Origin of the sequence: Agromyces litoreus (assembly GCF_040496015.1) — a bacterium.
GTDB lineage: Bacteria > Actinomycetota > Actinomycetes > Actinomycetales > Microbacteriaceae > Agromyces > Agromyces litoreus.
The window spans coordinates 200115-225123 of record NZ_JBEPKA010000004.1 but is presented as its reverse complement, the minus strand read 5'-3'; the positions used below and the strand labels follow the sequence as shown (position 1 = coordinate 225123).

Genomic DNA, 25009 nt, shown 5'->3' with positions numbered 1-25009 from the left:
CGGAACGACGAGCACGGCCCGCTCGGGGACGGGCCGTGCTCGAGCCGGGATCGGTCAGGCGGTTGCGGCCGCCGTCGGGCGCGTTCGGGTCGCCGACGGCTGCGGGGTCATCGCGAGCGCCACCCCGAGCAGCACCGAGGTGCCGAACAGCAGCCAGTCCGCGATCACCATCGCGGGCTGCCGGAACCCGATCTCCATCGGCGTGCCCGAGGCCATGACCGAGATCATCACGGCGAACACGAGCACCAGGCTGGCGGCGACGGCGATGGGGGCGAAGCTCAGCGGGCCGAACGACCGGTTCCGCAGGGCCAGCACGCCCGCCGTGATGAGCACGCCGGCCACGATGAGCAGGCCCGGACCCTGCACGAAGCCGAGGACGTCGTCCACCATCGACCGCAACGGCGACGTGGTCGGGAGCCCGTACGCGTACATGGAGGATCCGCCGACGGTGACGAGCACGCCGCCGACGATCGCGGCGATGCGCAGCCACCTGCGCGTCCGATCGGCGACGCCGAGTCGTCCGACGAGCCCGACGAGTCCGACCGTGAGCAGGATGCCGCCGATCAGCAGGATCGTGGGATGGACGAGGAACGAGCTCGACTCCAGGCCGATCGCACCGCTGGTCGTCGAGAGGAAGCCCCAGAACGCGTAGCTGCTGTAGCTGGCGATGATGAGGGGCAGGCCGACGGCCGCGGCGATGCCGTAGCCGACTCCGGGCGCGTTGACGTGCATGGCGGTCTCCTTCCGGGCGTGCTCCATGGCCGCCGCCAGGAGCAGGTCGAACACGATGCGGGCACGCGTGGCCCGCACGGCGCGCTCGCCGTCGACCTGGGCTTCGCGCACGCTGTCGCGGGCCAGCAGGCGCATCTCGTGACCGTACTCATCCCGGAACGCGGCGGGGAACGCCCGCAGCGCCACGTCGACCGCACGGCCCTCGAGCATCGGCGAGGACATCAGGCCGCGCTCCACCCGGGCAACAGCCGCTTGGCGGCGGCCTGCTCGGCGAGTGCCGCGACCCGAACGGCCTCGGCCGCGGCGACGCGCTCGCCGAGCCCGGTGAGCCGGTAGTACCGGCGGCGCTCGTCGTCGAGCTCGGGGTCGACGCGGGTCTCGGTCTCCTCGATGAGCCCGAGGCCCCGCAGCCGCTTGATCGCGCCGTAGAGCGTTCCGGGCGCCAGGACGATGGAGTCGCCGGTGCGGACGCGCACCTCCCGCATGATGCCGTAGCCGTGCCGCTCCTCGTCGGCGAGCGAGAGCAGGATGTGGAACACCGGCTCGCTGAGCGGGAGCAGGTCCTTCGGCTGGCGTTCGGCGTGCATCGTGCCTCGATTCGGGATGACGTGGTCTATATCGCGTCACGATACATCCGTGCGCGAGCGTCGTCAAGGGTTGCGCACCCCCTGATCCGGGGGTGCGCTCACGGCGTATTCCGGGGGACCACCCCCTGAACCGGCGCGACTCGCTCGATAGACTTCAGTGAGTTTCCGTCGGCCTCCTCGGGTCGTCGTCGGTCCGAGGATGGGGGGCATCAGGTCGTGATCCACGCCGCGCTCATCCCCTGGCTCGATCCCGAGACGATCATCCAGACGGCGGGGCCCTGGGCCCTGCTGGTCGTGTGCTTCATCGTGTTCGCCGAGACCGGCCTCCTGGTCGGGTTCCTCCTGCCCGGCGACACGCTGCTCGTGATCTCGGGGCTGCTGTCGAACTCCGAGGTGGTGCCCCCGAACGGCGTGTTCGGCGTCTCGGTGTGGATCGTCGCGCTGCTCATCGGCCTCGCGGCGTTCCTCGGCGGCGAGGTGGGCTACGAGATCGGCCATCGCGGCGGCCCACGCGTGTTCGAGAGGCGCGAGAGCGGGCTCTTCAGCGTCAGGAACGTCGAACGGACCAACGCCTTCTTCGAGCGCTTCGGCGGGCTCACGATCATCCTCGCCCGCTTCGTGCCCATCGTGCGCACCTTCGCCCCGGTCGCCGCGGGCGTCGGCCACATGAACCGTGCGCGCTACACGCTCTACAACTTCACCGGCGCCGTGCTGTGGGGCTTCGGCCTGACGATGCTCGGCTACGCCGTGAGCTTCATCCCGCCGATCGCCGACCTCGTGCGCGAGTACATCGACCTGATCCTGCTCGTCGCCGTCGGCGGCACCGCCCTCGTCACGGCGTGGCACTACTTCAGCGAGCGACGCAAGGCCAAGCGCGCCGCGGCCGCCGGCGAAGACGTCGTGACCGACGAGGAGGAGGCCGAGGAACTCGTGCTCGATCCCGACGTGTTCGATCGCCCCCCGCACCTCGACGGCGAGCACGGCGACGACGGGCACCACCACGGCGAGCACCACCACGGCGAGCACCACCACGGCGACCGCCCGTCCGGCGACTGACGCCGCCGGCCGGAGCCGGCATCGTGCACCCGATCGGACCGTCAGGCGTGCGCGGCCGACTCGTGACGGCCGCGACCCGACGGTTCGAGCTGGAAGGTGGAGTGCTCGACGTCGAAGTGCTCGTCGAGGCAGCCGCCCAGCTCGTCGAGCAGCGCCCCCACGCGCTCCTCGGCGAAGACCTCCGGCTCGACCTCGACGTGCGCGCTGAAGACGTGCGCGCCGGTCGTGATCGCCCAGACGTGCACGTCATGCACGGCGACCACTCCAACGGTACGCAGGATGTGCTCGCGGATCTCCGCGACATCCGTCTCGGCCGGGACCGACTGGCTGAGCACGCGCATGACGTCGCGCAGGAGCACGATCGCTCGCGGCACGATGAGGCCCGCGATGAGCAGGGACGCGATCGGGTCGGCCGCGTCCCATCCGGTCGTGAGGATCACGATGGCCGCGGCGATCACCAGCACCGAGCCGATCGTGTCGCCGAGCACCTCGAGGTACGCGCCGCGGAGGTTGATCGACTGCGACGCGCCGCCGCGCAGGACCAGCAGTGCCGCCACGTTCGCGACCAGGCCCGCGACGGCGATCACCAGCATGGGGCCGCCGGCGACCTCGTGCGCCTCGCCCTCCGCCCCGGAGAGGAGCCGGCCCACGGCGCCGGTCGTCACGGCGACGGCCACGGCGATCAGCAGCACGCCGTTCACGAGCGCGCCGAACACCTCGAAGCGCCGGAAGCCGTACGTCTGCCGGTCGTTGGCGGGACGCGAGGCGACGATCGCGGCGCCGAGCGCGACGACCAGGCCGAGCAGGTCGCTCGTCATGTGGCCGGCGTCGGCGAGCAGCGCGAGCGATCCGCTCAGCAGCCCGCCGACGACCTGCACGACGACGAACGATCCGATGATCGCGATCGCGATCCCGAGTCGGCGGCGGCCGGCGGCGTGCGCGTCGGCGGCGTGGTCGTGCGAGTGTCCCATCCCCTCCAGCGTAGGCACGGATCGCGCACCCGGACGCAGATGGGAATGAGACGCGTTCTCGCCGGCCGGGCCCGGTCAGCGCTCGCGCGCGATCCGCTCCAGTTCCGGGAGCAGCGCGCGGAACGCGCGCGCCCGGTGGCTGTGCGCGTTCTTCACCTCGGGCGCGAGCTCGGCCGCCGAGACCTCGAACCCGTCGGGCAGGAAGATCGGGTCGTACCCGAATCCGTTCACGCCCGCGCGCTCCGCGGCGATGCGCCCGGGCCACTCGCCGACGGCGGCGAACTCGTGCGGCTCGCCGCCCGCGGCATCCGGCACGACCAGCGCGATGGTGCAGTGGAAGCGGGCCGCGCGGTGCGGGTCGCGGATGTCGGCCAGCTGGGCGAGCAGGAGCTCGAGGTTGGCCTCGGCCCCGCGTCCCGGCCCGGCCCACCGGGCGGAGAAGATGCCGGGCGACCCGCCCATCACGTCGACCGAGATGCCAGAGTCGTCGGCGAGCGCCACGCGGCCGGTGTGTGCTGCCGCGGCACGCGCCTTGATGAAGGCGTTCTCGTCGAACGAGGTCCCGTCCTCGACGGGCTCCGGCCCGTCGTAGGGCAGCACCGTGAGCCCCGGCAGCGCGGACCCGAGGATCTGCTGGAACTCGGCGACCTTGTGGGCGTTGTGCGTGGCGAGGACGACCTCGAGCGGCTGCGGCATCCGTCGGCCCTCGCTCAGCCCGCGGCGCCCGCGCCCGCGTCGCCGGGCTGCGCCTCGAGCGCGGCGCGCTGGATCGCGGCGAGGTCGGCGGTGCCGGCGAGCGCGAGGTCGAGCAGCGCGTCGAGCTCCCGGCGGTCGAACGGCGCGCCCTCGGCGGTGCCCTGCACCTCGACGAACAGGCCGCGACCGGTCGCGACGACGTTCATGTCCGTCTCGGCGCGCACGTCCTCGACGTAGGCGAGGTCGAGCATGGGCGTGCCGTCGATGATGCCGACCGACACGGCCGCGACCGTGTCGATGAGCGGCGTCGCCTTCTGCCCGATGAACTTCTTCCCGCGCGCCCACTCGATCGCGTCGGCGAGCGCGACGTAGGCGCCCGTGATCGCGGCGGTGCGCGTGCCGCCGTCGGCCTGCAGCACGTCGCAGTCGATCTGGATGGTGTTCTCGCCGAGCGCCTTCGTGTCGACGACCGCGCGCAGGCTCCGGCCGATGAGCCGGCTGATCTCGTGCGTGCGACCGCCGATGCGGCCCTTGACCGACTCGCGGTCGTTGCGCGTGTTCGTCGAGCGCGGGAGCATCGCGTACTCGGCGGTGATCCAGCCCTTGCCCTTGCCGGTGAGCCAGCGCGGGACCCCGTTGGTGAAGCTCGCGGTGCAGAGCACCTTGGTGTTCCCGAACGAGATGAGCGCGCTGCCCTCGGCGTGCGTGCTCCAGCCGCGCTCGATCGTGATGTCGCGCAGGGCGTCGGGCGTGCGGCCGTCGGCGCGCACGAGGTCGGGGGTCTCGGTCACGGGTGTCTCCTGTCGGTGGCGGATGCCGCGGTGGCGGCGGGAAGCGTGATGGCGCCGGTCTGCACGAGCTCGACCTGCGAGATCTCGGGCCCGATGAGCCGGTGGGCGAGGTCGAGGAAGGCGGCGCTGGAACGACCCGTGGCCTCGAAGCGGTGCTCCGGCGGCTCGGGGCTGCGCCGCTCGAGGCCCTGCGACACGAGGACCCGGTACACGTCGTTGGCGGTCTCGACGTCGCTCGAGACGAGGGTCGTGCCCTCCCCCATGACGTACGAGATGGCGCCCTTCAGGAACGGGTAGTGCGTGCAGCCGAGCACCAGGGTGTCGACGCGTGCCGCTCGGAGCGGCGCGAGGTACTCCTCGGCGACGGCGAGCACCTCGGGGCCGGTCGTGACGCCGGCCTCGACGAACTCGACGAAGCGCGGGCAGGCGGCGGACACGAGCTCGAGGTGCGGCGCCGCGGCGAACGCGTCGTCGTACGCGCGCGACTGCACGGTGCCCGCCGTCCCGATCACGCCCACCCGTCCGTTGCGGGTCGCGGCGACCGCGCGCCGGACGGCCGGCTGGATCACCTCGACGACCGGGACGTCGTACCGCTCGCGGGCGTCGCGCAGCATGGCCGAGCTCGCGGTGTTGCACGCGATGACGAGCATCTTCACGCCCTGGGCGACGAGGTCGTCGAGTACGGCGAGCGCGTAGCGGCGCACGTCGGCGATCGGCTTCGGACCGTACGGCGAGTGCTCGAGGTCGCCGACGTAGAGGATCTCCTCGTTCGGGAGCTGGTCGCGCACCGCGCGCGCGACGGTGAGCCCGCCGACGCCCGAGTCGAAGATCCCGATCGGTGCATCACTCACGAGGCACCAGCCTAGATCAGCCGCGCTCGGCGAGCGCGGTGCGCACGGCCCGCACGATGCGGCCGGTGGCCGGATGGCGGTGGTTCCGGTGCCACGCGACGCGCACCTCGATGGGCGGCGCGTCGGCGATCGGCACGAACACCACGCCGGGCCGCGGGTAGTGGTGGGCCGCGGCCTCGCTCGTGACCCCGATCGCGTCGTCCGCGGCGATGAGGTCGAGCCACTCCTCGACGTCGGACGTCTCCGTCATGGGCGGCGCGTCGAGTCCGCGCTCCTCCCACAGCGCGGGGCCGGTCGTGCCCGCGCGGCGATCGACCGCGACGACGAAGGGAACGAGGTCGGCGAGCGCGACCGAGCGGCGCTCGGCGAGCGGATGGTCGACGGGCATCGCGGCGACGCGCTGCTCGACGCCGACGAGCTCGGCGTCGAGGTCGGCGCGCTCGAGCGGATGCCGCAGCACGGCGACGTCGACCAGTCCCTCGGACAGCCCCGCGTCGCGCGCGTTGACCCGCACCATCCGGAGCGGCGCATCGGGATGCTCGCGCTTCCAGTCCCGCAGCACGGGCGTCGTGTGCGACCCGAGGGCGGCCCACGCATACCCCATGCGCACGACGCGCAGGTCGCCTCGGATGCCGGCGACGGCGCGGTCGAGCTCGGCCCGGACGCGTCGCGCGGTCGCGACCAAGGCCGCTCCGGCCTCGGTCGGCTCGACGCGACGGGTCGTGCGGTGCATGAGGGCGGCGCCCACCTCGCGCTCGAGGGCGGCCAGTGCGCGTGACACCGCCGCCTGCGACATCCCCAGCCGGTCGGCGGCGGCCGTGAAGGAGCGCTCCTCGTCGACGGCGACGAGCACGTGCAGCCACCGCAGTTGCAGATCCATGCGTTCAGCGTATCGATCGGCGCGGATTGCATTTCCGCGCGAGACTGTCGCGACGTACCGTTTCGGCATGGGGCGGAGTGGGACGGGCGGAGCGGCGGCGGTCGTCGGCGGAGCGGCCTCGGTGCAGCTCGGGGCCGCGATCGGCGCCACGATCTTCCCGCTCGTCGGACCCGGCGGCGTCGTCGCCCTCCGCCAGGCCGTGGCCGCCATCGCGCTGCTCGCGGTGAGCCGGCCCCGCCGACGGGACCTGACCTGGCAGGCCATCCGACCCGCCGTCCTGCTCGGCGGCGTGCTCGTCGTGATGAACGTCGCGGTCTACGCGGCGATCGAGCGCATCGGCCTCGGCCCGGCGGTGACCCTCGAGTTCCTCGGCCCGCTCGCGGTCGCGCTGCTCGGCTCCCGCCGCCGCGTCGACCTGCTCGCGGCGCTCCTCGCCGCGGCCGGCGTCGCGCTGCTGACCGGCACCGTGCCCGGGATCGACCCGCTCGGCATCGCATTCGCCCTCACGGCCGCCGCGGCGTGGGCCGGGTACATCGTGCTCAGCCAGCGCGCCGGGCGCACGCTGCCAGGGGTGCAGGGCACCGCCATCGCGAGCACGGTCGCGGCCCTGCTGACCTCGCCACTGCTCGTCATCGCCCTGCTCGGGCTCGAACCCGGCGCGATCGCGCTCGTCGTCGGCGTCGGCGTGGTCGCCGGCCTCCTCTCCTCCGCGCTGCCCTACTCGATCGACCTCATGGTGCTGCGCCGGATGCCGCGGCAGCGGTTCGGCGTCCTGCAGAGCGTGCACCCCGCGGCCGCCGCGCTCGCGGGACTCCTCGTACTGGGTCAGGCGCTCGGCTCGTGGCAGCTCGCGGGGCTCGCCCTCGTCACCGTCGCGAACGTCCTGGCGGTCGGCACCGGCGCCCGCGCTCCGGCGCGACGGCGCGGGAGCGTGCGCCGCGCCGGCCGGCGACGTCCGCCGCGCGCCGCCGCCGCGGCACCCTGAGGCCCGCGGCTAGGCTGGGCGGGTGACCGGGTCCGCCGCGCTGTTCACCGACCGCTACGAGCTGACGATGGTCGATGCCGCCCTCCTCGACGGCACCGCGCACCGCGAGTGCCAGTTCGAGGCCTTCGCGCGGCGCCTGCCCGAGGGGCGGCGGTACGGCGTGGTCGCGGGCACCGGCCGACTGCTCGAGCTGGTCGAGTCGTTCCGGTTCGAGGACGCCGAGCTCGAGTTCCTGCGCGAACACGGCGTGGTGCGCGATGAGACCCTCGACTGGCTCGCCGACTACCGGTTCCGCGGCGACGTCTGGGGCTACCGGGAGGGTGAGGCCTACTTCCCGGGCTCGCCGCTCGTGACGATCCAGGCGCCGTTCGCCGAGGCCGTGATGCTCGAGACGGTCGTGCTGTCGGTGCTGAACTTCGACACCGCGGTGGCGAGCGCCGCGGCGCGCATGGTGTCGGTGGCCCTCGGCCGGCCCATCGCCGAGATGGGATCGCGCCGCACCAACGAGCGCTCCGCGATCGCCGCAGCGCGGGCCGCGTACATCGCCGGCTTCGACGCGACGAGCAACCTCGAGGCCGGTCGCACGTGGGGCATCCCGACGATGGGCACGGCGGCCCACGCGTTCACCCTGCTCCACGACACCGAGGAGGACGCGTTCCGCGCCCAGGTCGAGGCCATGGGGCCGGAGACGACGCTGCTCGTCGACACGTACGACATCGCCGCCGGCGTCGAGACGGCGGTGCGCGTGGCCGGCACCGGACTCGGCGCGGTGCGCATCGACTCCGGGGACCTCCCGACAGTCGCCGCCGCGGTGCGCGAGCAGCTCGACGGGCTCGGCGCGACGCGGACCCGCATCACGGTCACCAGCGACCTCGACGAGCACGCGATCGCCGCGCTCGCCAACGCACCGGTCGACGCGTACGGCGTCGGCACGTCGGTCGTGACCGGCTCCGGCTCGCCCGCCTCGGGGCTCGTCTACAAGCTGGTCGCGCGACGCGGCGACGACGGCGCGTGGGTGGGCGTCGCGAAGGCGTCCACGAGCAAGCTCAGCGTGGGCGGCCGCAAGAACGCCGCGCGTCGCCTCGACGGCACGCGGACCGCTCGTGAGGAGCTCGTGTTCGTCGGCGACGGGCCGGAGGGCGTCGACGAGCTCGCCGGCGACGACCGGCTCCGGCCGCTCATGGTGTGCCTCATGCACGAGGGCCGGGCGGATGGCGCGTACACCGGCGTCACGGGCGTCGAGGCCGCCCGGGCGCACCACCGCGAGGTCATGCAGGAACTGCCGATCGAGGCGTTCCGGCTCGGCCGCGGCGAGCCGGCGATCCCGACCGTCTACCGGTGAGCGGGCCCACCGGCGTGCGAGTCGAGCGGAGGGGGCTCAGCCCTTCTTCATCCGCTCGTAGATCTCCTTGCACATGGGGCAGACCGGGAACTTCTCCGGGTCGCGCCCGGGGGTCCACTTCTTCCCGCAGAGCGCCCGCACCGGCTTGCCGGTGACGGCGGACTCGAGGATCTGCTCCTTCTTGACGTAGTGCGAGAACCGCTCGTGGTCGCCGGGCTCGACGCCCTCCTCCTCGAGGAGCTTCTCGAGTTCGCGATCGAGCACCGAGGTGCCGCCGCCGGGCGCGTCGGGGTCGGCGATGCTCGCCTGCGCGGGTCGGATCATGGGCTCGAGTCTACGCCGGGCTCAGGCCCGCACGGCGGCGGCGACGATCTCCGGACCGCGACGCTCGAAGATGCGCCCGCCGCCCCAGATGCCGAGCACGAACACCAGCAGCCCGAAGCCCGCGCCGGCGCCGAGGGCGGCGAGGTGCCACTCCGGGTCCTCGAAGATCCCCAGCGCGGCGAACGCGAGCGCCGGGGCCGCGACGAGGAGCGCGGCGAGCAACGCGAGCGACTGCACGAACGCGGTGACCGCGCCCGTGGACTGGGGCTGCTGGAACGGGCTGTCGCCCGGCTTGGCGACGGGGTACGGCAGTGCGGCCGACGTGATCGAGCCGATGCCGAGTCCGCCGAGCAGCAGCGCGGTGCTCACGCCGAGGAGCGAGGGCAGCAGGCGCCAGTCGTCGAGCACGAACACCGTCACCGAGCTGCCGATGCCGATCACGAGGATGCCGGTCACGAGCACGGGCACGACCCGCCCGAAGCGGTCGGCCATGCCGCGCACGCCGGAGGCCACATGCAGCCAGACCGCCGTGCCGTCGTAGGCCGTGTCGTTGTGCAGGGTCCACCCCAGCAGCAGGCAGATGAACGGCACCGGGATCAGGCCGAGGTACATCGGCGGCACGCCCGCGAGGCTGAACGGGAACACCACGAGCAGCGGCGCGACGGGCACCATGAGCATCGGCACCCAGTAGCGGCCGTCGCGGAACCAGTAGGTCGTGCTCCGGGCGGCGATCGCGCCGGTCGGACCGTGCGTGGTCCGACCGAACCAGCCCAGCCCGTGGTAGCTGCGGGCGCTCGCCTCGCGCCCCGGGGTCACCAGCATCTTGGCCACGAGCGCGTTCCACCAGATCCAGGCGAGCCACACGGTGCCCGCCGCGATGAGCAGCTTCAGGGCCGCGAGACCCCACGCTCCCGTGGCCGCCTCTCCGGGCACCGCGAACGCCGCACCGAGCGGGGTCCACGACAGCGCCGAGGCGAACACCTCGACGGCACGCCGGCCGGAGGCGACCCAGTCGACGGTGGTGAGGCCGACCGCGATGGGCGCGAGCATCACCACCAGGAGCACGCCGAGGACCGCGCCGACGTCGCGCGCGCGACGTGTCTCGAGCAGGAGCCCGGCGACGCCGGCGGCCAGCCGCGCCCCGAGGATGCACGTCGCGAACGCGAGCGCCGCCCCGAGGACGGCGAAGACCGTCTCGCCGAACCCGCGCGACCAGGTGACGACCGTGCCGGTCAGCACGATCGCGAGCGTGAGCGCGGGGACCCCGATGAGCGCCGCGATCGCGAGTCCGAGCGCGATCGTCCGATCGGGGATGCCGAAGAGGGCGAACCGCCTCGGGTCCATCGTGTCGTCGACTCCGAAGACGAGCGGTACGACGAGGAAGCCGAGCACGGTCGCCGAACCGCACACCACGAGCACGTCGCGCACGAGCGCCACGTCCTCGACCGACCGCAGGCCGACCAGCGCGAGGAACAGCAGCACCGACACGGTGAGCCCGTACGCGATCGCGAGCGAGAGCCCGACGACCTGCCAGGCGCTGCGCCGGAAGATGTTCCCGAGCAGCCGCAGCTTCAGTCGGAGAAGCTGTGCAACCATTCCATGCCTTCCGCCGCCTTGCGCCCGCCCGCGAGCTCCACGAACCGGTCCTCGAGGGTGTCGCCCCGGCGCACCTCGTCGAGCGTGCCCGAGGCGAGGACCCGGCCGCCGACGATGATCGCGGCCGAGTCGCACACCCGCTCGATGAGGTCCATGCTGTGGCTCGAGAGCAGCACCGTGCCTCCGCCGGCCACGTAGCGCTCGAGGATGTCGGTGAGGTTCGCGGCCGAGACCGGGTCGACCGACTCGAACGGTTCGTCGAGCACGAGCACGCGCGGCGAGTGGATCATCGCCGACGCGAGCGCGATCTTCTTGGTCATGCCGGCCGAGTAGTCCGCGACGAGCCGGTCGAGGGCGTCGTCGAGGGCGAACGCCTCGGCGAGGTCGGCGCTGCGCTCGAGCACGGTGCGGTGGTCCAGCCCGCGCAGCGAGCCGGAGTAGTACAGCAGCTCGGCGCCGGTGAGCCGGTCGAAGAGCCGGAGGCGATCGGGCAGCACTCCCGTGATCCGCTTCGCGGCGCGCGGCTCCTTCCAGACGTCGATGCCGTGGATGTGCACGGACCCGCCGTCGGGCCGGAGCAGCCCGGTGATCATCGACAGGGTCGTGGTCTTGCCGGCGCCGTTCGGGCCGACGATGCCGTAGAACGAGCCGGCGCGGATGTCGAGGCGGATCGAGTCCACCGCCGTCGTATCGCCGAAGCGCTTGACGAGTCCGTCGATCGCCAGGACGGTCGGCGCGTCGGCCGAAGGCGCGTCGCGCGCCACCCGGATGGTCCGCTTGTTCCGCCCCGGCGCAGCCGGGGAGGGCGTCGGCCTCGGCATCGTGCCGAGCGGGATCACCGCGACGCCTCGCTCGGCGTCGGCGTCGGCATCGGCGTCCGCCTCGGTCCCGGCCACCCCGACGGACGCGTCCTCGACGTCGCCCCGGTCGTCCGCGTCCTCCGCGGTGGCCGACTCGAGGATCGCCGACGCGCCCTCGGCCACGGAATCCTGCTCGTCGGCGTCGTCCGCCGCCGCGTCCGGCTCGTCGTCGCCCGCCGACGAGCCGCCCGTCGCGGGTCCGTCCTCGGGGCCGCCGGGGTGCCAGGTCCTCGTCACCTCGGCCGCCCGGACGACGTCGGCCTCCGTGGGCGCGTCGGCCGCGTCATCGCCGAGGGCCGCCTCGGCGTCGCCGGTCGCCGGCTCGTCGTCGACGAGCGTGCCGGTCGTCGCCGCGGCAGCGGGTTCGGTCGGCGGGTCCCCTGCGGGCTCCGACACGTCGACGTCGGGCTCGGCCTGCGCATCGCTCACGGCGAGCGCAGCGAGGTCGGCATCCTCCACGGCGTCGGTCGTGGTCGCGGGATCCTCGACGACCGGTTCGATCGGGCCGGTGGATCGGCGCGGGGCGCGCTCGGCCTCGGTGGTGTCCGTCGTCATCGACGCCGCCACCTGCGCTCGCGCCGCCGTCGCGGCCTTGCGGGCCTCGGCGGCCCGGGTGCGCGCGGCGGCAGCCGCCGCGGCCCGGCCCGACCTGGCCGCGCCGGTCTTCGCCGCGGATGCGCTGGCCTTCGTGCTGCGCGTCGAGGACGCCGCCTTCGAGCTCGTGGAGCCGGTCGGGGCCGCCGCGGCCTCGCCGGTCGGCTCGCCCTCGGCTGCGCGGTCGGTCCCGTCCGCGCCGGTTGAGGCGCTCGGCGTATCCGCGCCCTTCGTCGTGGTGCGCTTCTTCGGGGCGCTCTTCGCGGAGGCGTTCTTGGCCGAGTCGCGCTTGGCCGCAGCACCCGTCGCGGGCCGCTTGGCGGTCGACGTCGTCCGACGCGTCCCCGTCGTCGAACGCGATGCGGACGACCGCGAGCCGGTCGACGACGCCGCCGGCTCCACGGCGTCGGCGGTCGGCGACGCCTCGCTCGCCGCGGCGTCGCGCGCCGCCGCGGCCGACGCCCGCTTGGCAGCCGTCGCCTTCGCCGCGTTCGATCGAGCCGAGGAGGAGGAGCTCTGCGCGGACGTGGTCGTCCTCGACCTCGAGGCCTTCTTCGCCGCGGTGCTCGCCGCGCTGGTCCGGGCCGCCGAGGCCTCGGCGGCGTTGGTGCGGGATCCCGAGCCGCCGCCGGAACGGTTCGACCGACCGCCGGGACGTCCCTTCGCGGACGCGCCGGACTCCCCCCGATCAGCGGACACCCCCGTGCCGGTGCCTTCGGGAGTCTCGTCGTCAGCAGTTGCTCGCGAAACGGAAGTCACCACGACAACCTACCAACGACTGCGCTCCGGGCCGCGGACGTGCACAGTGAATTCACGCCGCGTCGTGACGAGCCTCGGAGGCCGGCCGACCGGATCGCCGCATCACGATCGCACTACGGACGAATGCAACCCCCAGCACGAGATCCCCCGGTCGGGTATCCTTTAGGCGGCATAACGGCGTGTCCAGCAGTGAACTTACGGGTGAACAGCAATCGAACTCGCCTTGACGCGGGGGCGATGCTGCATCCGATCGAACAAGGAGATGCAGTGACCACCCAGATCGTGATCCTCGCAGCCGGCATGGGGAGCCGGCTCGGGCGTTCCCTCCCCAAGCCGCTCACCGAGCTCAGCGACGGCCGCACGATCATGCGCCAGCAGTTCGACAACATCGAGCATGCGTTCGGCCGCAACGCCGCCGTGACGCTCGTGGTGGGCTACAAGCTCGAGCACATCATCGAGGCGTTCCCGCAAGCGTCCTTCGTCTACAACGAGGAGTACGACCAGACGAACACGTCGAAGTCGCTCATGCGCGCGCTCCAGGCCTCGCAGCCCGGCGGCGTGCTCTGGATGAACGGCGACGTCGTCTTCGACCCGCGCATCCTCGACCGGGCGCTCGCGTACATCGCACGCGACCAGTCCTTCGTCACCGTGAACACCGCCAAGGTGTCCGACGAGGAGGTCAAGTACACGACGACCGCCGAGGGCTACATCAAGGAGCTGTCCAAGACCGTCAAGGGCGGTCTCGGCGAGGCGGTCGGCATCAACTACATCTCCGCGCGCGACAAGGCCGTGTTCCTCGCGCACCTGCAGCGCGTCGGCGCCCAGGACTACTTCGAGCGCGGCCTCGAGCTCGCGATCGAGCAGAACGGCCTGCTCGTCGAGCCGATGGACGTCTCCGACCTGTACGCCGTCGAGATCGACTTCGCGGAGGACCTCGACCGCGCGAACCACTTCGTGTGACCTGCGCCGCCAACAGCGTGGAGAGCGGATGCCGGTGACGGCATCCGCTCTTCGCATCTCCGGCGGATTCCCGCGCCAGCGCACCGATCCGGGCGGTTCGGAGGCGAGGCTCCGGCCCTCTACGATGAGATCGTGATGAGCTACGCCGACTCGCATCCGTTCACGCGGACGCCATGGAGCGGCTATCGCCATTCGCTCTGGCTCCTCACCACCCGGGACCTCAAGGTCCGCTACTCGACGTCCGCGCTCGGCTACGTGTGGTCGGTGCTCGACCCGCTCGTGATGGCCGGCATCTACTGGTTCGTCTTCACGCAGGTGTTCGAGCGCGGGGTCGGCCATCCGCCGTACATCGTCTTCCTGCTCGCGGGCCTGCTCCCCTGGATGTGGTTCAACGGAGCGGTGGGCGACTCGACCCGGGCGTTCCTGAAGGATGCCAAGCTCGTCCGCTCGACGATGATCCCGCGCACCATCTGGGTGAATCGGATCGTCCTCTCGAAGGGCATCGAGTTCATCCTCGCCCTCCCGGTCCTCGCGTTCTTCGCCGTCGTCTTCGGCGCGACCGTGTCGTGGGAACTGGTGCTGTTCCCCCTGGGTGTGCTCCTGCAGGCGGTGCTGACGGTCGCCGTCAGCCTCATCGTCGCGCCGCTCGTGGTGTTCTTCCGAGACCTCGAGCGCGCCGTGAAGCTCGCGCTGCGCTTCCTGTTCTACGCCTCGCCCATCATCTACGGCACGAGCGACCTGCCCGGGAGCTTCCAGTTCTGGGCCGCCTTCAACCCGCTGAGCGGGGTGTTCAGCCTGTATCGCGCGGGGTTCTTCCCCAGCGAACTCAACTGGTTCGACGTCGGAGTGTCGGCGGCCATGTCGCTCGCACTGCTCGCGCTCGGGCTCTGGATCTTCCGGTCGTCCGAGCGACAGGTGCTGAAGGAGATCTGATGGGCCCCGAAGCATCCGCTCCCCCGGCGTCGCCCGCCGAGTACGCGATCCGCGTCCAGGGCCTGGGCGTGCGGTTCCGCCGCAACCGACGCGCACGGCGATCGTTCAAGGACCTCCTGGCGGGCCGGCGTCGTCGAACGCGGCCCGGCGAGTTCTGGGCCCTGCGCGAGGTGACCGTCGACGTCCGGCCCGGCGAGGCGATCGGCGTGGTCGGCCGGAACGGCCAGGGCAAGTCGACGCTGCTGAAGCTCGTCGCCGGCGTGCTGATCCCCGACGAGGGCGCCGTGACCGTGACCGGCGGCGTCGCGCCCCTCATCGAGATCACCGGCGGCTTCGTCGACGACCTGACGGTGCGCGACAACGTGTACCTCACTGCCGGCCTGCACGGGATGACCCGCGCCCAGATCGATGCGAAGTTCGACGAGATCATCGACTTCGCCGAGATCGGCGACTTCCTCGACACTCCCTACAAGCACCTCTCGAGCGGGATGAAGGTGCGCGTCGCGTTCGCGGTCATCTCCCAGCTCGAGGAGCCGATCCTCCTCGTCGACGAGGTGCTCGCCGTCGGCGACAAGGCGTTCCGCGAGAAGTGCTACCGCCGCATCGAGGAGCTCCTGGCCGGCGGCCGCACGCTCTTCTTCGTCTCGCACAACGAGCGCGACCTGCGCCGGTTCTGCACGCGCGGGCTGTACCTCGACAAGGGCGCCCTCGTCGAGGACGCCGGAATCGACGAGGTGCTCGAGCGCTACAACGCCGACTACGGAAAGCGCTGACGTCAAGCCCCCGTCCCCGTTGGCGGGTCCCCACGACGTTCCGAGCCGGCCCGCCTAGGATCGTCGGCATGTCCGAACCAGTGCACCGGATCACGACGATGGGCCCGGCCGCGCCCGCCGACGGGCCGCCTGCCCTCCGGGACACCCCGCCCGAGCCGCCGCCTGCCACCGATCCGGCCGATCGGGCGGTGGGCCTCGAACGCGGCCTCGACCGGCTCCTCTCGATCCAGCGGCCGATCGTCCTCGCGCACCTTCGCACCATCCGCCGTTCCCACCCCGACGCCACCCCGGCCGAGCTGATCCGGGTGCTCGAGCGGCGCTACCTCGCCGCCGTGACCACGGGCGGCGCCGCCGTCGGCGCGACGGCCGTGGTGCCCGGCATCGGGACCGGGATCACGCTCGCGCTCTCGGGCGTCGAGACCGCGGGCTTCCTCGAGGCCACGGCCCTGTTCGCCCAGTCCGTCGCCGAGGTGCACGGCCTCCACATCGAGAACCCGGATCGGGCCCGCGCCCTCGTCATGACGCTCATGATGGGCCGCGAGGGCGTCGACCTCGTGCGCCAGTTCGCCGCGCAGGCCACGGGCACGGGCGTTCCCCGCAATGCCTACTGGGGCGAGGTGATCACGACCGGACTGCCCAAGGCCGTCATGTCGACCGTGGTCGACCGACTGCGCCACGTCTTCGTCAAGCAGTTCGCCCTGCGCGGCGGCGCGGGCATCGTCGGCCGGGCCATCCCGTTCGGGATCGGCGCCGCGATCGGCGGCGCGGGCAACCACATCCTCGGTCGTCGGGTGCTGCAGCACGCGCGCCTCGGGTTCGGCCCGGCACCGGAGTGGCTGCCCATCGAGCTGGAACCGCGCGAGCCGGGCGACCCGGCTATCGTGCGGGGGCTGCGCCGCGGTGCGTCGGTCGGGGCCGCGCTCGCGTCGGCGACCAGCCGCGGCATCCGCACGGCGGGGCGGGCCCTCGGCCGACGGCGTCGCGACGAGGCGCCGCGCGAGGTGACCGCGGCACCGGACGATGCGGCGGAGACCGCGCCGGAGGAGTCGGCGCCGACCGCGAACTGATCCGATCGACCCCGGCCCGGGTCAGTCGACCTCGACCTCGTCGGACTGCTCGGCCGCCTCGCCCTCGGCGTCGTGGTCGTCGACCTCGGGGTCGGTCGCGTGCAGCGCCGCGAACCGCTCCCATTCGGCCATGAGGTGGTCGACCGCGTCGTGGAAGCGCTGCGTCGTGACGCCGGGCGTCGTGTCGCCGAAGTACCTCTCGACCCAGTACCCGAGCCGTTCGAGCGCCTGCGGGTCGTGCGCGACCTCGTCGACCCGTGCGAGCATCGCGGCGCCGTCGGCCGCGTCGAGCCACTCGCACGCCGAGAGGTAGCCGCCGGTGTCCACCTGCGCGTCGGGACTGACCGGGCGGGTGATCAGCAACGGCCTGCCGGCGGCCAGGCGGTCGTAGACCATCGCCGAGATGTCGACGATCGCGACGTCGGCACTCGCGAGCTGCCAGCCCAGCTCCTTGCCCTGGTCGAACACGTGGTGCGCCGACGCGTCGGCCGCGTTGGCCTGCTCGATGAGCCGCACGATCTCCCGGTTCGCCGCACCGTACTCCGGGTCCACGACGCCGGAACGCGGATGCGGTCGATAGATGACGCGGTGGCGACCGGTCGCGAGCAGCGCCCGGACCAGCTCGACGCCGTGGGAGGCGATCGATCCATAGGCGGCGGCGCCGCGGTCGCCCTCCCACGTGGGCGCGTACAGCACGACCTCGCGGTCGTCGTCCGGGTACGGCAGCGGCCGGCCGTCGAGGTAGTGGTCGGCCTGCGGGCGACCGATCGGGATGGCGCGCTTGTCGAAGTCGTAGTCCCAGAGCACCTTGTCGAGGCGGGCCCGTGCGGCATCCCCCGCGATGAGGGCGTAGTCGTAGGCCTTGAACTGGTTCGTGGTCATGTACATCTTGTCGGACTCGCCGTGGTTGATGAACACGTGCCACCGGCGCCCGTAGCGCATCATCTGGAAGTTCTTGGCGTTCTGGTTCACGTAGAAGACCACGTGCAGGTCCTGCTCGTGGATGACGCGTTCGAGGTCGGCGACCCGGCGCACGTACTCGACCGGAAGGGGCGACTCCTCGAGCAGCGCGAGCGCCGCGCCCGAGGCGCGGCTGAGGATCACCACGGGGTGCCGCTCGGCGAGCGTGGCGAGCGGCTGGTACCACTGGCGGAGCTGGTAGAGGTTCACCTTGCCGTCGGCGAAGTACACGCCGACGCGGAAGCGGTGCGCGGGGAGGGCGCCGCGGTCCGCGAGCCGCCGGCCGAGCTCGCCCTGCGCCTTCCGCGACCGGACGACGTTCTGCACGAGCTTCACCGCGCGACGCGCGTCTCTCCTCAAACCCACCGTCCAAGGGTAGCCGCCGCCGCATGCGGCCCGTGACGCTCAGACCACGGGAGGACGGCCCGCCCGTGCCATCCGCCACACGGTGCGCCACCGCATCGGGCGGCGCTCGCCCGGGTCCTCGCGCCACCCGGCCATCCAGCCCCCGAACCACGCCCGCAGCGCGGCCGGATGGCGGAACCAGCGCAGCACCTGGATCGCCGTCCACGACCCGACGTAGCAGGGCACGAGCACCGCGGGGAGGTTGCGGCGCGCCAACCACACCCGGTTCCGGGCGTTCAGGCGGTAGTAGTAGGAGTGCCGCGCCGGGTCGATGACCGGGTGCGCCGCTTCGAGGTCGCCGGCGTACCAGGCGCGGGCGCCGGCATCCCACACGCGCCAGGCGAGCTCGATGCCCTCGTGCGCATAGAAGAACGGGTCGGCCCACCCTCCCGTGGCGTCGAACACCCGGCGCGGCATGAGGACCGCGCCCTCCCAGCAGGAGAAGACGTCGCCGGAGTGCGAGGGGTCGCCCTTGCGGATGCGCGGGATCCACCGTCGCGGCGACGCGAGCCCGGTCGGGTCGATGACGCGCGGCTGCACGAGTCCGAGGTCGGGGTGCGCGGCGAGCAGGCGGCATCCGTCGGCGAGGAACACCCGGTCCGGCAGGTAGGCGTCGTCGTCGAGGAAGAACAGGACGTCCCCGCCGACCTCGGGCACGCCGCGGTTGCGGCCGGCCGGGATGCCGAGGTTCTGCGGCAGGTGGAGCGTGCGGACCTCGGGGGGCAGCGCGGGCTCGGCGGTCGCCGGGTCCCAACCGTTGCCGACGCACACGACCTCGACGTCGACGCCCTCCTGGTCGAGCACGCTCCGGATGCCCCGGGCGAGTTCGGCCGGGCGTCGGCCCATGGTGAGCACGACGACCCCGACCCGCGGCCGGGAGCCCCCGGCGGGAGCGTCAGGAGCGGACACGACGCGAGGCCATGATGGCGACGAAGTGGCCGATGAGCGCGAGCAGGGCCAGCGGCAGCAGGGCCGCGAGCACGACCCGGTCGACGAGCGGCTGCCCGGCGAACAGCCCGATCACGGCGGCGGCGAACGCGATGAGCGTCAGCTCGACCGAGTGGTAGAGGCGATGGAACGGCACGAAGCGCGCGGCCCGGCGCAGCGTGGCGACGAGGCCCGGCCGCGGCGCGGTCTCGCCGTGCGTGTCGGCGAGCTTCGGGAGCCCGGCGTTGGCGCGCGCGACGTGGACCATGTCGTTCAGGGCCTTGTTCAGCACGATCACGAGCGCGAGCAGCGCCGCGATCGTGGTCCAGAGGAAGTCGGCGGGGAACTCGAGCGGGTACGCCGCCGCGCGGATGCCGAGCGCGAGCGGGATCAGCGCCTCGGTCGTGTAGTGCCCGACCTTGTCGAGGAACACGCCAGCGGGGCTGGACGTGCGCCGCCATCTGGCGACCTCGCCGTCGCAGCAATCGATGAGCATCTGCAGCTGGCCGAGCACGACCGCGAGCAGCGCGCCCCAGATGCCGGGGATGAGCAGCGCCGCGGCCGTCGACCAGCCGACGAGGATCATCAGCGCCGTCACGCCGTTCGCCGAGATGCGCGTGTGCAGGAACAGCCAGGTCAGGTAGGGCGAGAGGTCGCGCAGGTACAGCGACGCCGTCCAGTGCTCGGCGTTGCGGCGCTGGCGCACCTCGGGCGGCTGCGTCACGGCGCGCTGCTCGGCGAGGCTCGAGGGGATCCCGCGTTCCGGCGTGGGTTCGGACATGCTCACCTTCCCGTGTGCTCGGCGATGTTGCTCGTGAGCGACAGGTAGCCGAGCACGAATCCGGCGCCCCAGGCGACGTGGATGGTCGGCAGCACGAGCACGAACCAAGCGGCGGTCGCCGCACCACGGCCCCGCGCGTAGGCGAGCGTCGCGAGGAGCACGAAGAGCAGGTACACCGCCGGCACGACGAAGCCGAGCAGCAGCCACGGCGGCTGGCCCCCGGCGGCCTGCACGAGGCCGATGACGCCGAGGACGGTGCCGAGGACGACGCCCACGACCATCGCGGGCGGCACGAAGTAGCGCAGCCCGTTCGATGCGGGGAAGCGCCGGGCGAGCTCGCCCCGCCACAGCCCGGTCGAGAACATCTGGCGCGCGAGCCGCTCCACGCTCGAGCGGGGCCGGTACGTCACCGCCAGGTCGGGGGTGAACCACACGGTGCCGCCGGAGGAACGCAGGCGACGGTTCAGCTCCCAGTCCTGGCCGCGCTTGATCGTCTCGTCGAACAGCCCGACGCGCTCGAGCGCGCTGCGCCGGAAGACGCCGAGGTAGACCGTCTCGGCCGGTCCCTCCTGGCCGCCGACGTGGAAGGCGGAGCCGCCGAGCCCGACGGGCGTCGTGTAGGCGAGCGCGACCGCGCGCTCGAAGGCCGTCTCGCCTCGGGCGTCCATGATGCCGCCGACGTTGTCGGCTCCGGTGCGCACGAGGGTCTCGACCGCGACCCGCGTGTAGTCGGGCGTGAGCATGGAGTGCGAGTCGACCCGGACGACGACGGGGTACCGCGCGGCTCGGATGCCGAGGTTCAGCCCCGCGGGCGTCGATCCGACCTCGTTGTCGAGCACGCTCACGCGTGCATCGCGCGCGGCGAGATCGGCGACCAGCTCGGTCGTGCCGTCGATCGACGGGCCGAGGGCGATGAGCACCTCGACGGGACCGTCGTACTCCTGCGCGAGGATCGACTCGACGGCCGCTCGCACGTGCGAGGCGTCGTTCAACACGGGCATGACGAAGGAGACGCCGATCGGCGGCTCCAGGTCCCCCGGATGGTGCTGGTCGGGCATGGTCCTCACTCGTGCGCAGGGTCGATCGAGCCTAGCAGCCGGACCCCGTCCGGGACGGGCTCCCGCGCCCGGCCGTCCGGGACGACGACGGGGGCCGGGCCCAGCGGCCCGGCCCCCGTCACGGAGCGGATGCGATCAGCCGGAGCGATCAGCCGTCGTAGGTTCCGAGCGTCACGGTCACGGTCTCGGTCTGCCCGTCGCGCACGTAGGTGAGCTCGGCCTCGGCACCGCCGGCGAGCGCACGGATCTGCGCGGTCAGGTCGGTCTGGTCCGTGATCGGGATCTCGTTCAGCGCGGTGACCACGTCACCGGCCTGCAGGCCCGCCGCGTCGGCCGCGCCGCCGGCGCTGACCTCGGCGATCAGCGCGCCGACGACGTCGCTCTCACCGCTGGCCTGCGCCGAGGTGACGGTCGCGCCGAGCAGGCCGTGCGTGGCCGACCCGTTCTCGATGATCTCGCCGGAGACGCGCTTCGCGACGTTCGAGGGCACCGCGAAGCCGACTCCGATGTTCCCGGCCTGGCCGCCCGAGCTGTTGCCGCCCGCCGAGAGGATGGCGACGTTCACGCCGATGAGCCGGCCCTGGCCGTCGACGAGGGCGCCACCGGAGTTGCCGGGGTTGATCGCGGCATCCGTCTGGATCACGGGAATCGAGATGAGGCCTCCGCCCGACGACTGGCCCTGCTGGCCGGGGATGTCGAAGTTCCAGAAGTCGAACGGGCTGTCCTGGCTGCCGCCCTGGTCGCCCTCATCGCCCTGCCCGGCGTCGGGGGCGGTCTCGGGGGCTGCGGAGGACTCGACGTCGATGCTGCGGTTCAGCGCGCTGACGATGCCGTTCGTGACGGTCCCCGAGAGTCCGAGCGGGGCGCCGATCGCGATCGCGGTGTCGCCGACGTTCAACGCACTCGAATCCGCGAACTCCATGGGCGTCATCCCCGAGGCACCGGCGAGCTTGATCACGGCGAGGTCGGTGAGCGGGTCGGTGCCGATGAGCTCGGCCGTGTACAGGCGCCCGTCGTCGTCCTTCACCTGGATCGTGGGGTCGCCGGTCGCGCCGTCGAGGGTCACGACGTGGGTGTTCGTGAGCACGTAGCCGTCCTCGGAGAGCACGATGCCCGAGCCGGTTCCCGCGCCCTGGCCGCCCGAGACCTCGATCGTGACGACGCTCGGGCTCGCGGCCGCGGCGACCGCGGCGATCTGGTTCACCGACCCGTCGTCGCTCACGACGATGCGCTGCGTGCCGGACGAGGTCTGCTCGACGACGCTGTCGCCGCCGTCCGTCATGAGGGCGGTGATGCCGGCGCCGGAAGCGCCGCCGAGGAGCGCGGCGGCCACGATCGCGGCGGCGACGCCGAGCCCGGTGCGGCGCGGCTTCGGGGCCTTCTCCTCCGCAGGAGCGGCGGGGCCGCCGAAGGCTGGCGGCACGGTTCCGCCGCCGGCGGGTGCGTGCGCGGCGCCGGCGACCGGTGCGACGCCCGACATGGGAGCGACCGGCTCGGTGGGCGCGGTCTGCGCCGTCTGCGGCGCAGCGACGTGCTGGGCCGGCGCGGGCTGGCCCGCCGCGGGCTCGTGACGGTACTGGGCCGCGACGTAGGGCTGCGGAGCCTGGCCGGGCGTGTAGACGGTGCCCGTGGGACGTGGCGGGGTCGCGGGAGCGGCCGCGGTCGCCGGAGCGGCCGGGGTCGCGGTCGGCGGAGCGTCCTGCACGGCGGGCTCGGGGGACGCGACGGGCTCCGGCCGCGGCTCCGTCGACGCGGCGGCGGCAGGGGCTTCGTCGCGCGGGGTCTCGACCTCGGCGGCGGCATCCGCGGTGCCCGCACCCTCGGCCATCGGCTCGGGACGGGTCTCGGGATCCTGCTCGGGCCCGCCGGTGTTGGTCTCGGTCATCTTCGCTCCTTCCAGCGGATGCCAGCATCCCGCGCGAAACTGTGCGACGCGTCGGCGGTCCCTATGGCGGAGCTATGTCGCCACCGTGAACCGCCCGGACGCCGGGGACAGCGTAGCGGGGCGAGCGTGACGTACGGTGTGAACGTGGACGTCACCCCGACCCGGCCCCTCGCACCCTGGCAGCGGACCGCCGCCGGAGCCGGCCTGCTCGCCGACGACGGCGGCGTCGCGCCGACCGTCTTCGCCGAGATGAGCGCCCTGGCGGTCACGACCGGCGCGATCAACCTCGGGCAGGGCTTCCCCGACGAGGACGGACCGCGCGAGGTGCTCGACGCCGCGCGCGAGGCGATCGCCACGGGGATCAACCAATACCCGCCCGGACCCGGCATGCCCGTGCTGCGCGAGGCGATCGCCCGCCACCAGGATCGCTGGTACGGCCTCGGAGTGGACCCGGCCCGCGAGGTGCTCGTCACCGCCGGTGCGACCGAGGCGCTCGCGGCCACGCTGCTGGCCTTCGTGGACGACGGCGACGAGGTCGTCACGTTCGAGCCGTCGTACGACGCGTACGGGGCCGTGATCGCCCGCGCCGGCGGCATCCACCGCACCGTGCCGCTCCGGTTCCCGGACTGGCGCCCCGACCACGACGACCTCCGCGCCGCGGTGACCGACCGCACGCGGGTGATCCTGGTGAACTCGCCGCACAACCCCACGGGGGCCCTGCTCGACGAGGCCACCCTCGACCTGGTCGTCGAGCTCGCGCACCGCCACGACGCGCTCGTGGTGACCGACGAGGTCTACGAGCACCTCGTGTTCGACGGGGTCCACGCCCCGATCGCGACCCGACCCGGGGCCTGGGAGCGGACGATCTCGATCTCCTCCGGCGGGAAGACCTTCAACACGACCGGGTGGAAGATCGGCTGGCTCACCGGCCCGGCGCACCTCGTGACCGCCGTGCTCGCGGTCAAGCAGTACCTGACGTTCGTCAACGGCGCGCCCTTCCAGCCCGCGATCGCGGCCGGCCTCGACCTCCCCGACCGCTTCTTCGCGGACGCCGCCGCCGAGCTCGCCGCACGCCGCGACCTGCTCGTCGCCGGGCTGCGCAGCGCCGGCTTCGACCCGTCCGTGCCCGCCTCGGGGTACTTCGTCGTGGCGGACGCCGCCCCGCTCGGGGAGCCCGACGGCGAGGCGCTCTGCCGCGAGCTGCCCCACCGCGCGGGCGTCGTCGGCGTGCCGGTCACCGCGTTCGTGCACCCGGAGCGACGCGACGAGGTGCGCAGCCTGGTGCGCTTCGCGTTCTGCAAGCGACGCGAGGTCCTCGAGGCGGCGGCCCAGCGGCTCGCGGCGCTCAGCTGAGCGGATCCTCCTACCCCGGCGCCGTCGCGGCATCCGCTTCCCGGACGACCACCGCGAACCGCCGCAGCGCGAGCGCGGGGTTGCGCCGCCGCACCTCGGCGATCCGGTCCTCCGAGATCCACGCGATCGCGACATCGGCCTGCTCGCCGATGGTCGCCGCCTCGACGCCCATCGGATCGACGATCATGCTGTTCCCGGCGCCGATGGGCGGAGCGTGGTCCGCGGCGAGCACGTAGGCGGTGTTCTCGATCGCCCGGGCGGTGGTCAGCGTCCGCCAGTGCGCCTCCTTGAGCGGACCGCGCACCCATTCCGCGGGCATGCAGATCGCGTCGGCCCCCGCATCGACGATCCGGCGCGTGACCTCCGGGAAGCGTGCGTCGTAGCAGGTCTGCAGCCCGAAGCGGATGCCGTCGACCGCGAAGGTCTCTGGTTCGCCGATCTCGCCGGGGGCCACCCACTCGCTCTCGCGCTGGCCGAACGCGTCGTAGAGGTGGAGCTTCCGGTAGCTCGCGACGACGCCCTCGTCCGGAGCGATCGCGACGACCGTGTTGGCCACCCGGCGCGACTCCCCCGCCGGACGCTCGATCATGCCGGCGACCACGTGCACGCCGAGCCGGTCCGCGAGGTCGGCGAGCGCGGTCGTGAACGCCCCGCCGACGGGCTGTGCGGCGTCGACCCACGCCGGGCCGGGCTCGGGCGTGAAGAAGCTCGAGTACTCGGGGAACACGACCAGCCGCGCGCCGCGCTGCGCGGCACGCTGCGCCAGGCGTTCGATCTCGGCGAGGTTGGCGTCGGGGTCGTCGCCGGGCGCGAACTGCGCGACCGCGACGGCGAGGGGCGCGGCATCCGTCTGCATGGGGCCAGCCTAGGCGCGCTCCACGGT

General features: G+C 73.0%; 25 protein-coding genes. 9 read left to right on the top strand and 16 right to left on the bottom strand.

Annotated features, from left to right (window positions below; translation table 11 throughout):
- Positions 1 to 54 precede the first annotated feature (54 nt).
- Together ABME01_RS05270 and ABME01_RS05265 are read right to left on the bottom strand one after the other, a co-directional pair.
- On the bottom strand, positions 55 to 954 hold the full coding sequence (locus ABME01_RS05270) for a hypothetical protein (protein WP_353827306.1): 900 nt from the start codon (positions 952 to 954) through the stop codon (positions 55 to 57).
- Positions 954 to 1319 (bottom strand): PadR family transcriptional regulator, encoded by a 366-nt coding sequence (locus ABME01_RS05265; protein ID WP_353827305.1) that lies wholly within the window; start codon positions 1317 to 1319, stop codon positions 954 to 956. Before ABME01_RS05265 ends, ABME01_RS05270 begins: the two co-directional genes overlap by 1 nt.
- A 219-nt stretch (positions 1320 to 1538) precedes the next feature.
- Between ABME01_RS05265 and ABME01_RS05260 the strand changes: the two genes are divergently transcribed.
- On the top strand, positions 1539 to 2375 hold the full coding sequence (locus ABME01_RS05260; RefSeq protein ID WP_353827339.1) for a DedA family protein: 837 nt from the start codon (positions 1539 to 1541) through the stop codon (positions 2373 to 2375).
- 41 nt (positions 2376 to 2416) lie between these two features.
- Here the strand turns inward: ABME01_RS05260 and ABME01_RS05255 are convergent, their stop codons facing one another.
- The 5 genes from ABME01_RS05255 to ABME01_RS05235 all read right to left on the bottom strand — a co-directional run bounded on the left by ABME01_RS05255 (position 2417) and on the right by ABME01_RS05235 (position 6564).
- Entirely contained in the window at positions 2417 to 3346 is a 930-nt protein-coding gene (locus ABME01_RS05255) for a cation diffusion facilitator family transporter (protein WP_353827304.1), read from the bottom strand.
- A gap of 75 nt (positions 3347 to 3421) precedes the next feature.
- The gene (gene rdgB / locus ABME01_RS05250; RefSeq protein WP_353827303.1) at positions 3422 to 4042 is read right to left on the bottom strand and encodes an RdgB/HAM1 family non-canonical purine NTP pyrophosphatase; all 621 of its coding nucleotides are present in this window, start codon (positions 4040 to 4042) and stop codon (positions 3422 to 3424) included.
- A 14-nt stretch (positions 4043 to 4056) separates the two neighbouring features.
- Entirely contained in the window at positions 4057 to 4833 is a 777-nt protein-coding gene (gene rph, locus ABME01_RS05245; RefSeq protein ID WP_353827302.1) for a ribonuclease PH, read from the bottom strand.
- Positions 4830 to 5684 carry a glutamate racemase gene (gene murI / locus ABME01_RS05240; RefSeq protein ID WP_353827301.1) on the bottom strand — a complete coding sequence of 285 codons (855 nt, stop codon included), beginning with the start codon at positions 5682 to 5684 and terminating at the stop codon, positions 4830 to 4832. The genes rph and murI overlap by 4 nt, the downstream gene beginning before the upstream one ends.
- 16 nt (positions 5685 to 5700) lie before the next feature.
- Entirely contained in the window at positions 5701 to 6564 is an 864-nt protein-coding gene (locus ABME01_RS05235) for a LysR family transcriptional regulator (RefSeq protein WP_353827300.1), read from the bottom strand.
- Between the two features lie 67 nt (positions 6565 to 6631).
- On the opposite strand from ABME01_RS05235, the gene ABME01_RS05230 reads away from it, so the two are divergent.
- On the top strand, positions 6632 to 7549 hold the full coding sequence (locus ABME01_RS05230) for an EamA family transporter (RefSeq protein ID WP_353827299.1): 918 nt from the start codon (positions 6632 to 6634) through the stop codon (positions 7547 to 7549).
- A 22-nt stretch (positions 7550 to 7571) separates the two neighbouring features.
- Complete coding sequence (locus ABME01_RS05225; RefSeq protein ID WP_353827298.1) at positions 7572 to 8891, top strand: nicotinate phosphoribosyltransferase; 1320 nt, start codon at positions 7572 to 7574, stop codon at positions 8889 to 8891.
- 36 nt (positions 8892 to 8927) lie between these two features.
- On the opposite strand, the gene ABME01_RS05220 is transcribed toward ABME01_RS05225, so the two are convergent.
- From ABME01_RS05220 to ABME01_RS05210, 3 genes are read right to left on the bottom strand one after another with little or no spacing between them, the layout of a single operon-like run.
- Entirely contained in the window at positions 8928 to 9215 is a 288-nt protein-coding gene (locus tag ABME01_RS05220) for a DUF3039 domain-containing protein (RefSeq protein WP_353827297.1), read from the bottom strand.
- Positions 9216 to 9236: 21 nt separating this feature from the next.
- Entirely contained in the window at positions 9237 to 10811 is a 1575-nt protein-coding gene (locus ABME01_RS05215) for a hypothetical protein (protein ID WP_353827296.1), read from the bottom strand.
- On the bottom strand, positions 10787 to 11632 hold the full coding sequence (locus ABME01_RS05210) for an ABC transporter ATP-binding protein (protein ID WP_436407399.1): 846 nt from the start codon (positions 11630 to 11632) through the stop codon (positions 10787 to 10789). Before ABME01_RS05210 ends, ABME01_RS05215 begins: the two co-directional genes overlap by 25 nt.
- Positions 11633 to 12212: 580 nt before the next feature.
- Here ABME01_RS05210 and ABME01_RS05205 point away from each other — a divergent pair.
- The 5 genes from ABME01_RS05205 to ABME01_RS05185 all read left to right on the top strand — a co-directional run bounded on the left by ABME01_RS05205 (position 12213) and on the right by ABME01_RS05185 (position 16757).
- Positions 12213 to 13190: a hypothetical protein gene (locus tag ABME01_RS05205; RefSeq protein WP_353827295.1), complete on the top strand. Its 978-nt coding sequence runs from the start codon at positions 12213 to 12215 to the stop codon at positions 13188 to 13190.
- Between the two features lie 101 nt (positions 13191 to 13291).
- Complete coding sequence (locus ABME01_RS05200) at positions 13292 to 13984, top strand: phosphocholine cytidylyltransferase family protein (protein WP_353827294.1); 693 nt, start codon at positions 13292 to 13294, stop codon at positions 13982 to 13984.
- A 135-nt stretch (positions 13985 to 14119) separates the two neighbouring features.
- Complete coding sequence (locus ABME01_RS05195; protein WP_353827337.1) at positions 14120 to 14917, top strand: ABC transporter permease; 798 nt, start codon at positions 14120 to 14122, stop codon at positions 14915 to 14917.
- The gene (locus ABME01_RS05190) at positions 14917 to 15690 is read left to right on the top strand and encodes an ABC transporter ATP-binding protein (protein ID WP_353827293.1); all 774 of its coding nucleotides are present in this window, start codon (positions 14917 to 14919) and stop codon (positions 15688 to 15690) included. The genes ABME01_RS05195 and ABME01_RS05190 overlap by 1 nt, the downstream gene beginning before the upstream one ends.
- 68 nt (positions 15691 to 15758) lie before the next feature.
- Positions 15759 to 16757, top strand: a complete 999-nt coding sequence (locus ABME01_RS05185) for a hypothetical protein (protein WP_353827292.1) — start codon at positions 15759 to 15761, stop codon at positions 16755 to 16757.
- Positions 16758 to 16778: 21 nt separating this feature from the next.
- Here ABME01_RS05185 and ABME01_RS05180 read toward each other — a convergent pair whose 3' ends face one another.
- The 5 genes from ABME01_RS05180 to ABME01_RS05160 form a co-directional block, all read right to left on the bottom strand.
- A complete protein-coding gene (locus ABME01_RS05180; RefSeq protein WP_353827291.1) occupies positions 16779 to 18083 on the bottom strand; it encodes a CDP-glycerol glycerophosphotransferase family protein in 1305 nt (434 codons plus the stop codon).
- A 39-nt stretch (positions 18084 to 18122) separates the two neighbouring features.
- A complete protein-coding gene (locus ABME01_RS05175; protein ID WP_353827336.1) occupies positions 18123 to 18968 on the bottom strand; it encodes a glycosyltransferase family 2 protein in 846 nt (281 codons plus the stop codon).
- 49 nt (positions 18969 to 19017) lie between these two features.
- Positions 19018 to 19830, bottom strand: a complete 813-nt coding sequence (locus ABME01_RS05170) for a CDP-alcohol phosphatidyltransferase family protein (RefSeq protein ID WP_353827290.1) — start codon at positions 19828 to 19830, stop codon at positions 19018 to 19020.
- A 2-nt stretch (positions 19831 to 19832) separates the two neighbouring features.
- The gene (locus tag ABME01_RS05165; protein WP_353827289.1) at positions 19833 to 20888 is read right to left on the bottom strand and encodes a glycosyltransferase family 2 protein; all 1056 of its coding nucleotides are present in this window, start codon (positions 20886 to 20888) and stop codon (positions 19833 to 19835) included.
- Positions 20889 to 21036: 148 nt separating this feature from the next.
- The gene (locus ABME01_RS05160) at positions 21037 to 22773 is read right to left on the bottom strand and encodes a S1C family serine protease (RefSeq protein ID WP_353827288.1); all 1737 of its coding nucleotides are present in this window, start codon (positions 22771 to 22773) and stop codon (positions 21037 to 21039) included.
- A 144-nt stretch (positions 22774 to 22917) separates the two neighbouring features.
- Here ABME01_RS05160 and ABME01_RS05155 point away from each other — a divergent pair, with 144 nt between their 5' ends.
- Positions 22918 to 24126, top strand: a complete 1209-nt coding sequence (locus tag ABME01_RS05155) for an aminotransferase class I/II-fold pyridoxal phosphate-dependent enzyme (RefSeq protein WP_353827287.1) — start codon at positions 22918 to 22920, stop codon at positions 24124 to 24126.
- 10 nt (positions 24127 to 24136) lie between these two features.
- Here ABME01_RS05155 and ABME01_RS05150 read toward each other — a convergent pair whose 3' ends face one another.
- On the bottom strand, positions 24137 to 24982 hold the full coding sequence (locus ABME01_RS05150; protein ID WP_353827286.1) for a carbon-nitrogen hydrolase family protein: 846 nt from the start codon (positions 24980 to 24982) through the stop codon (positions 24137 to 24139).
- Positions 24983 to 25009 lie beyond the last annotated feature (27 nt).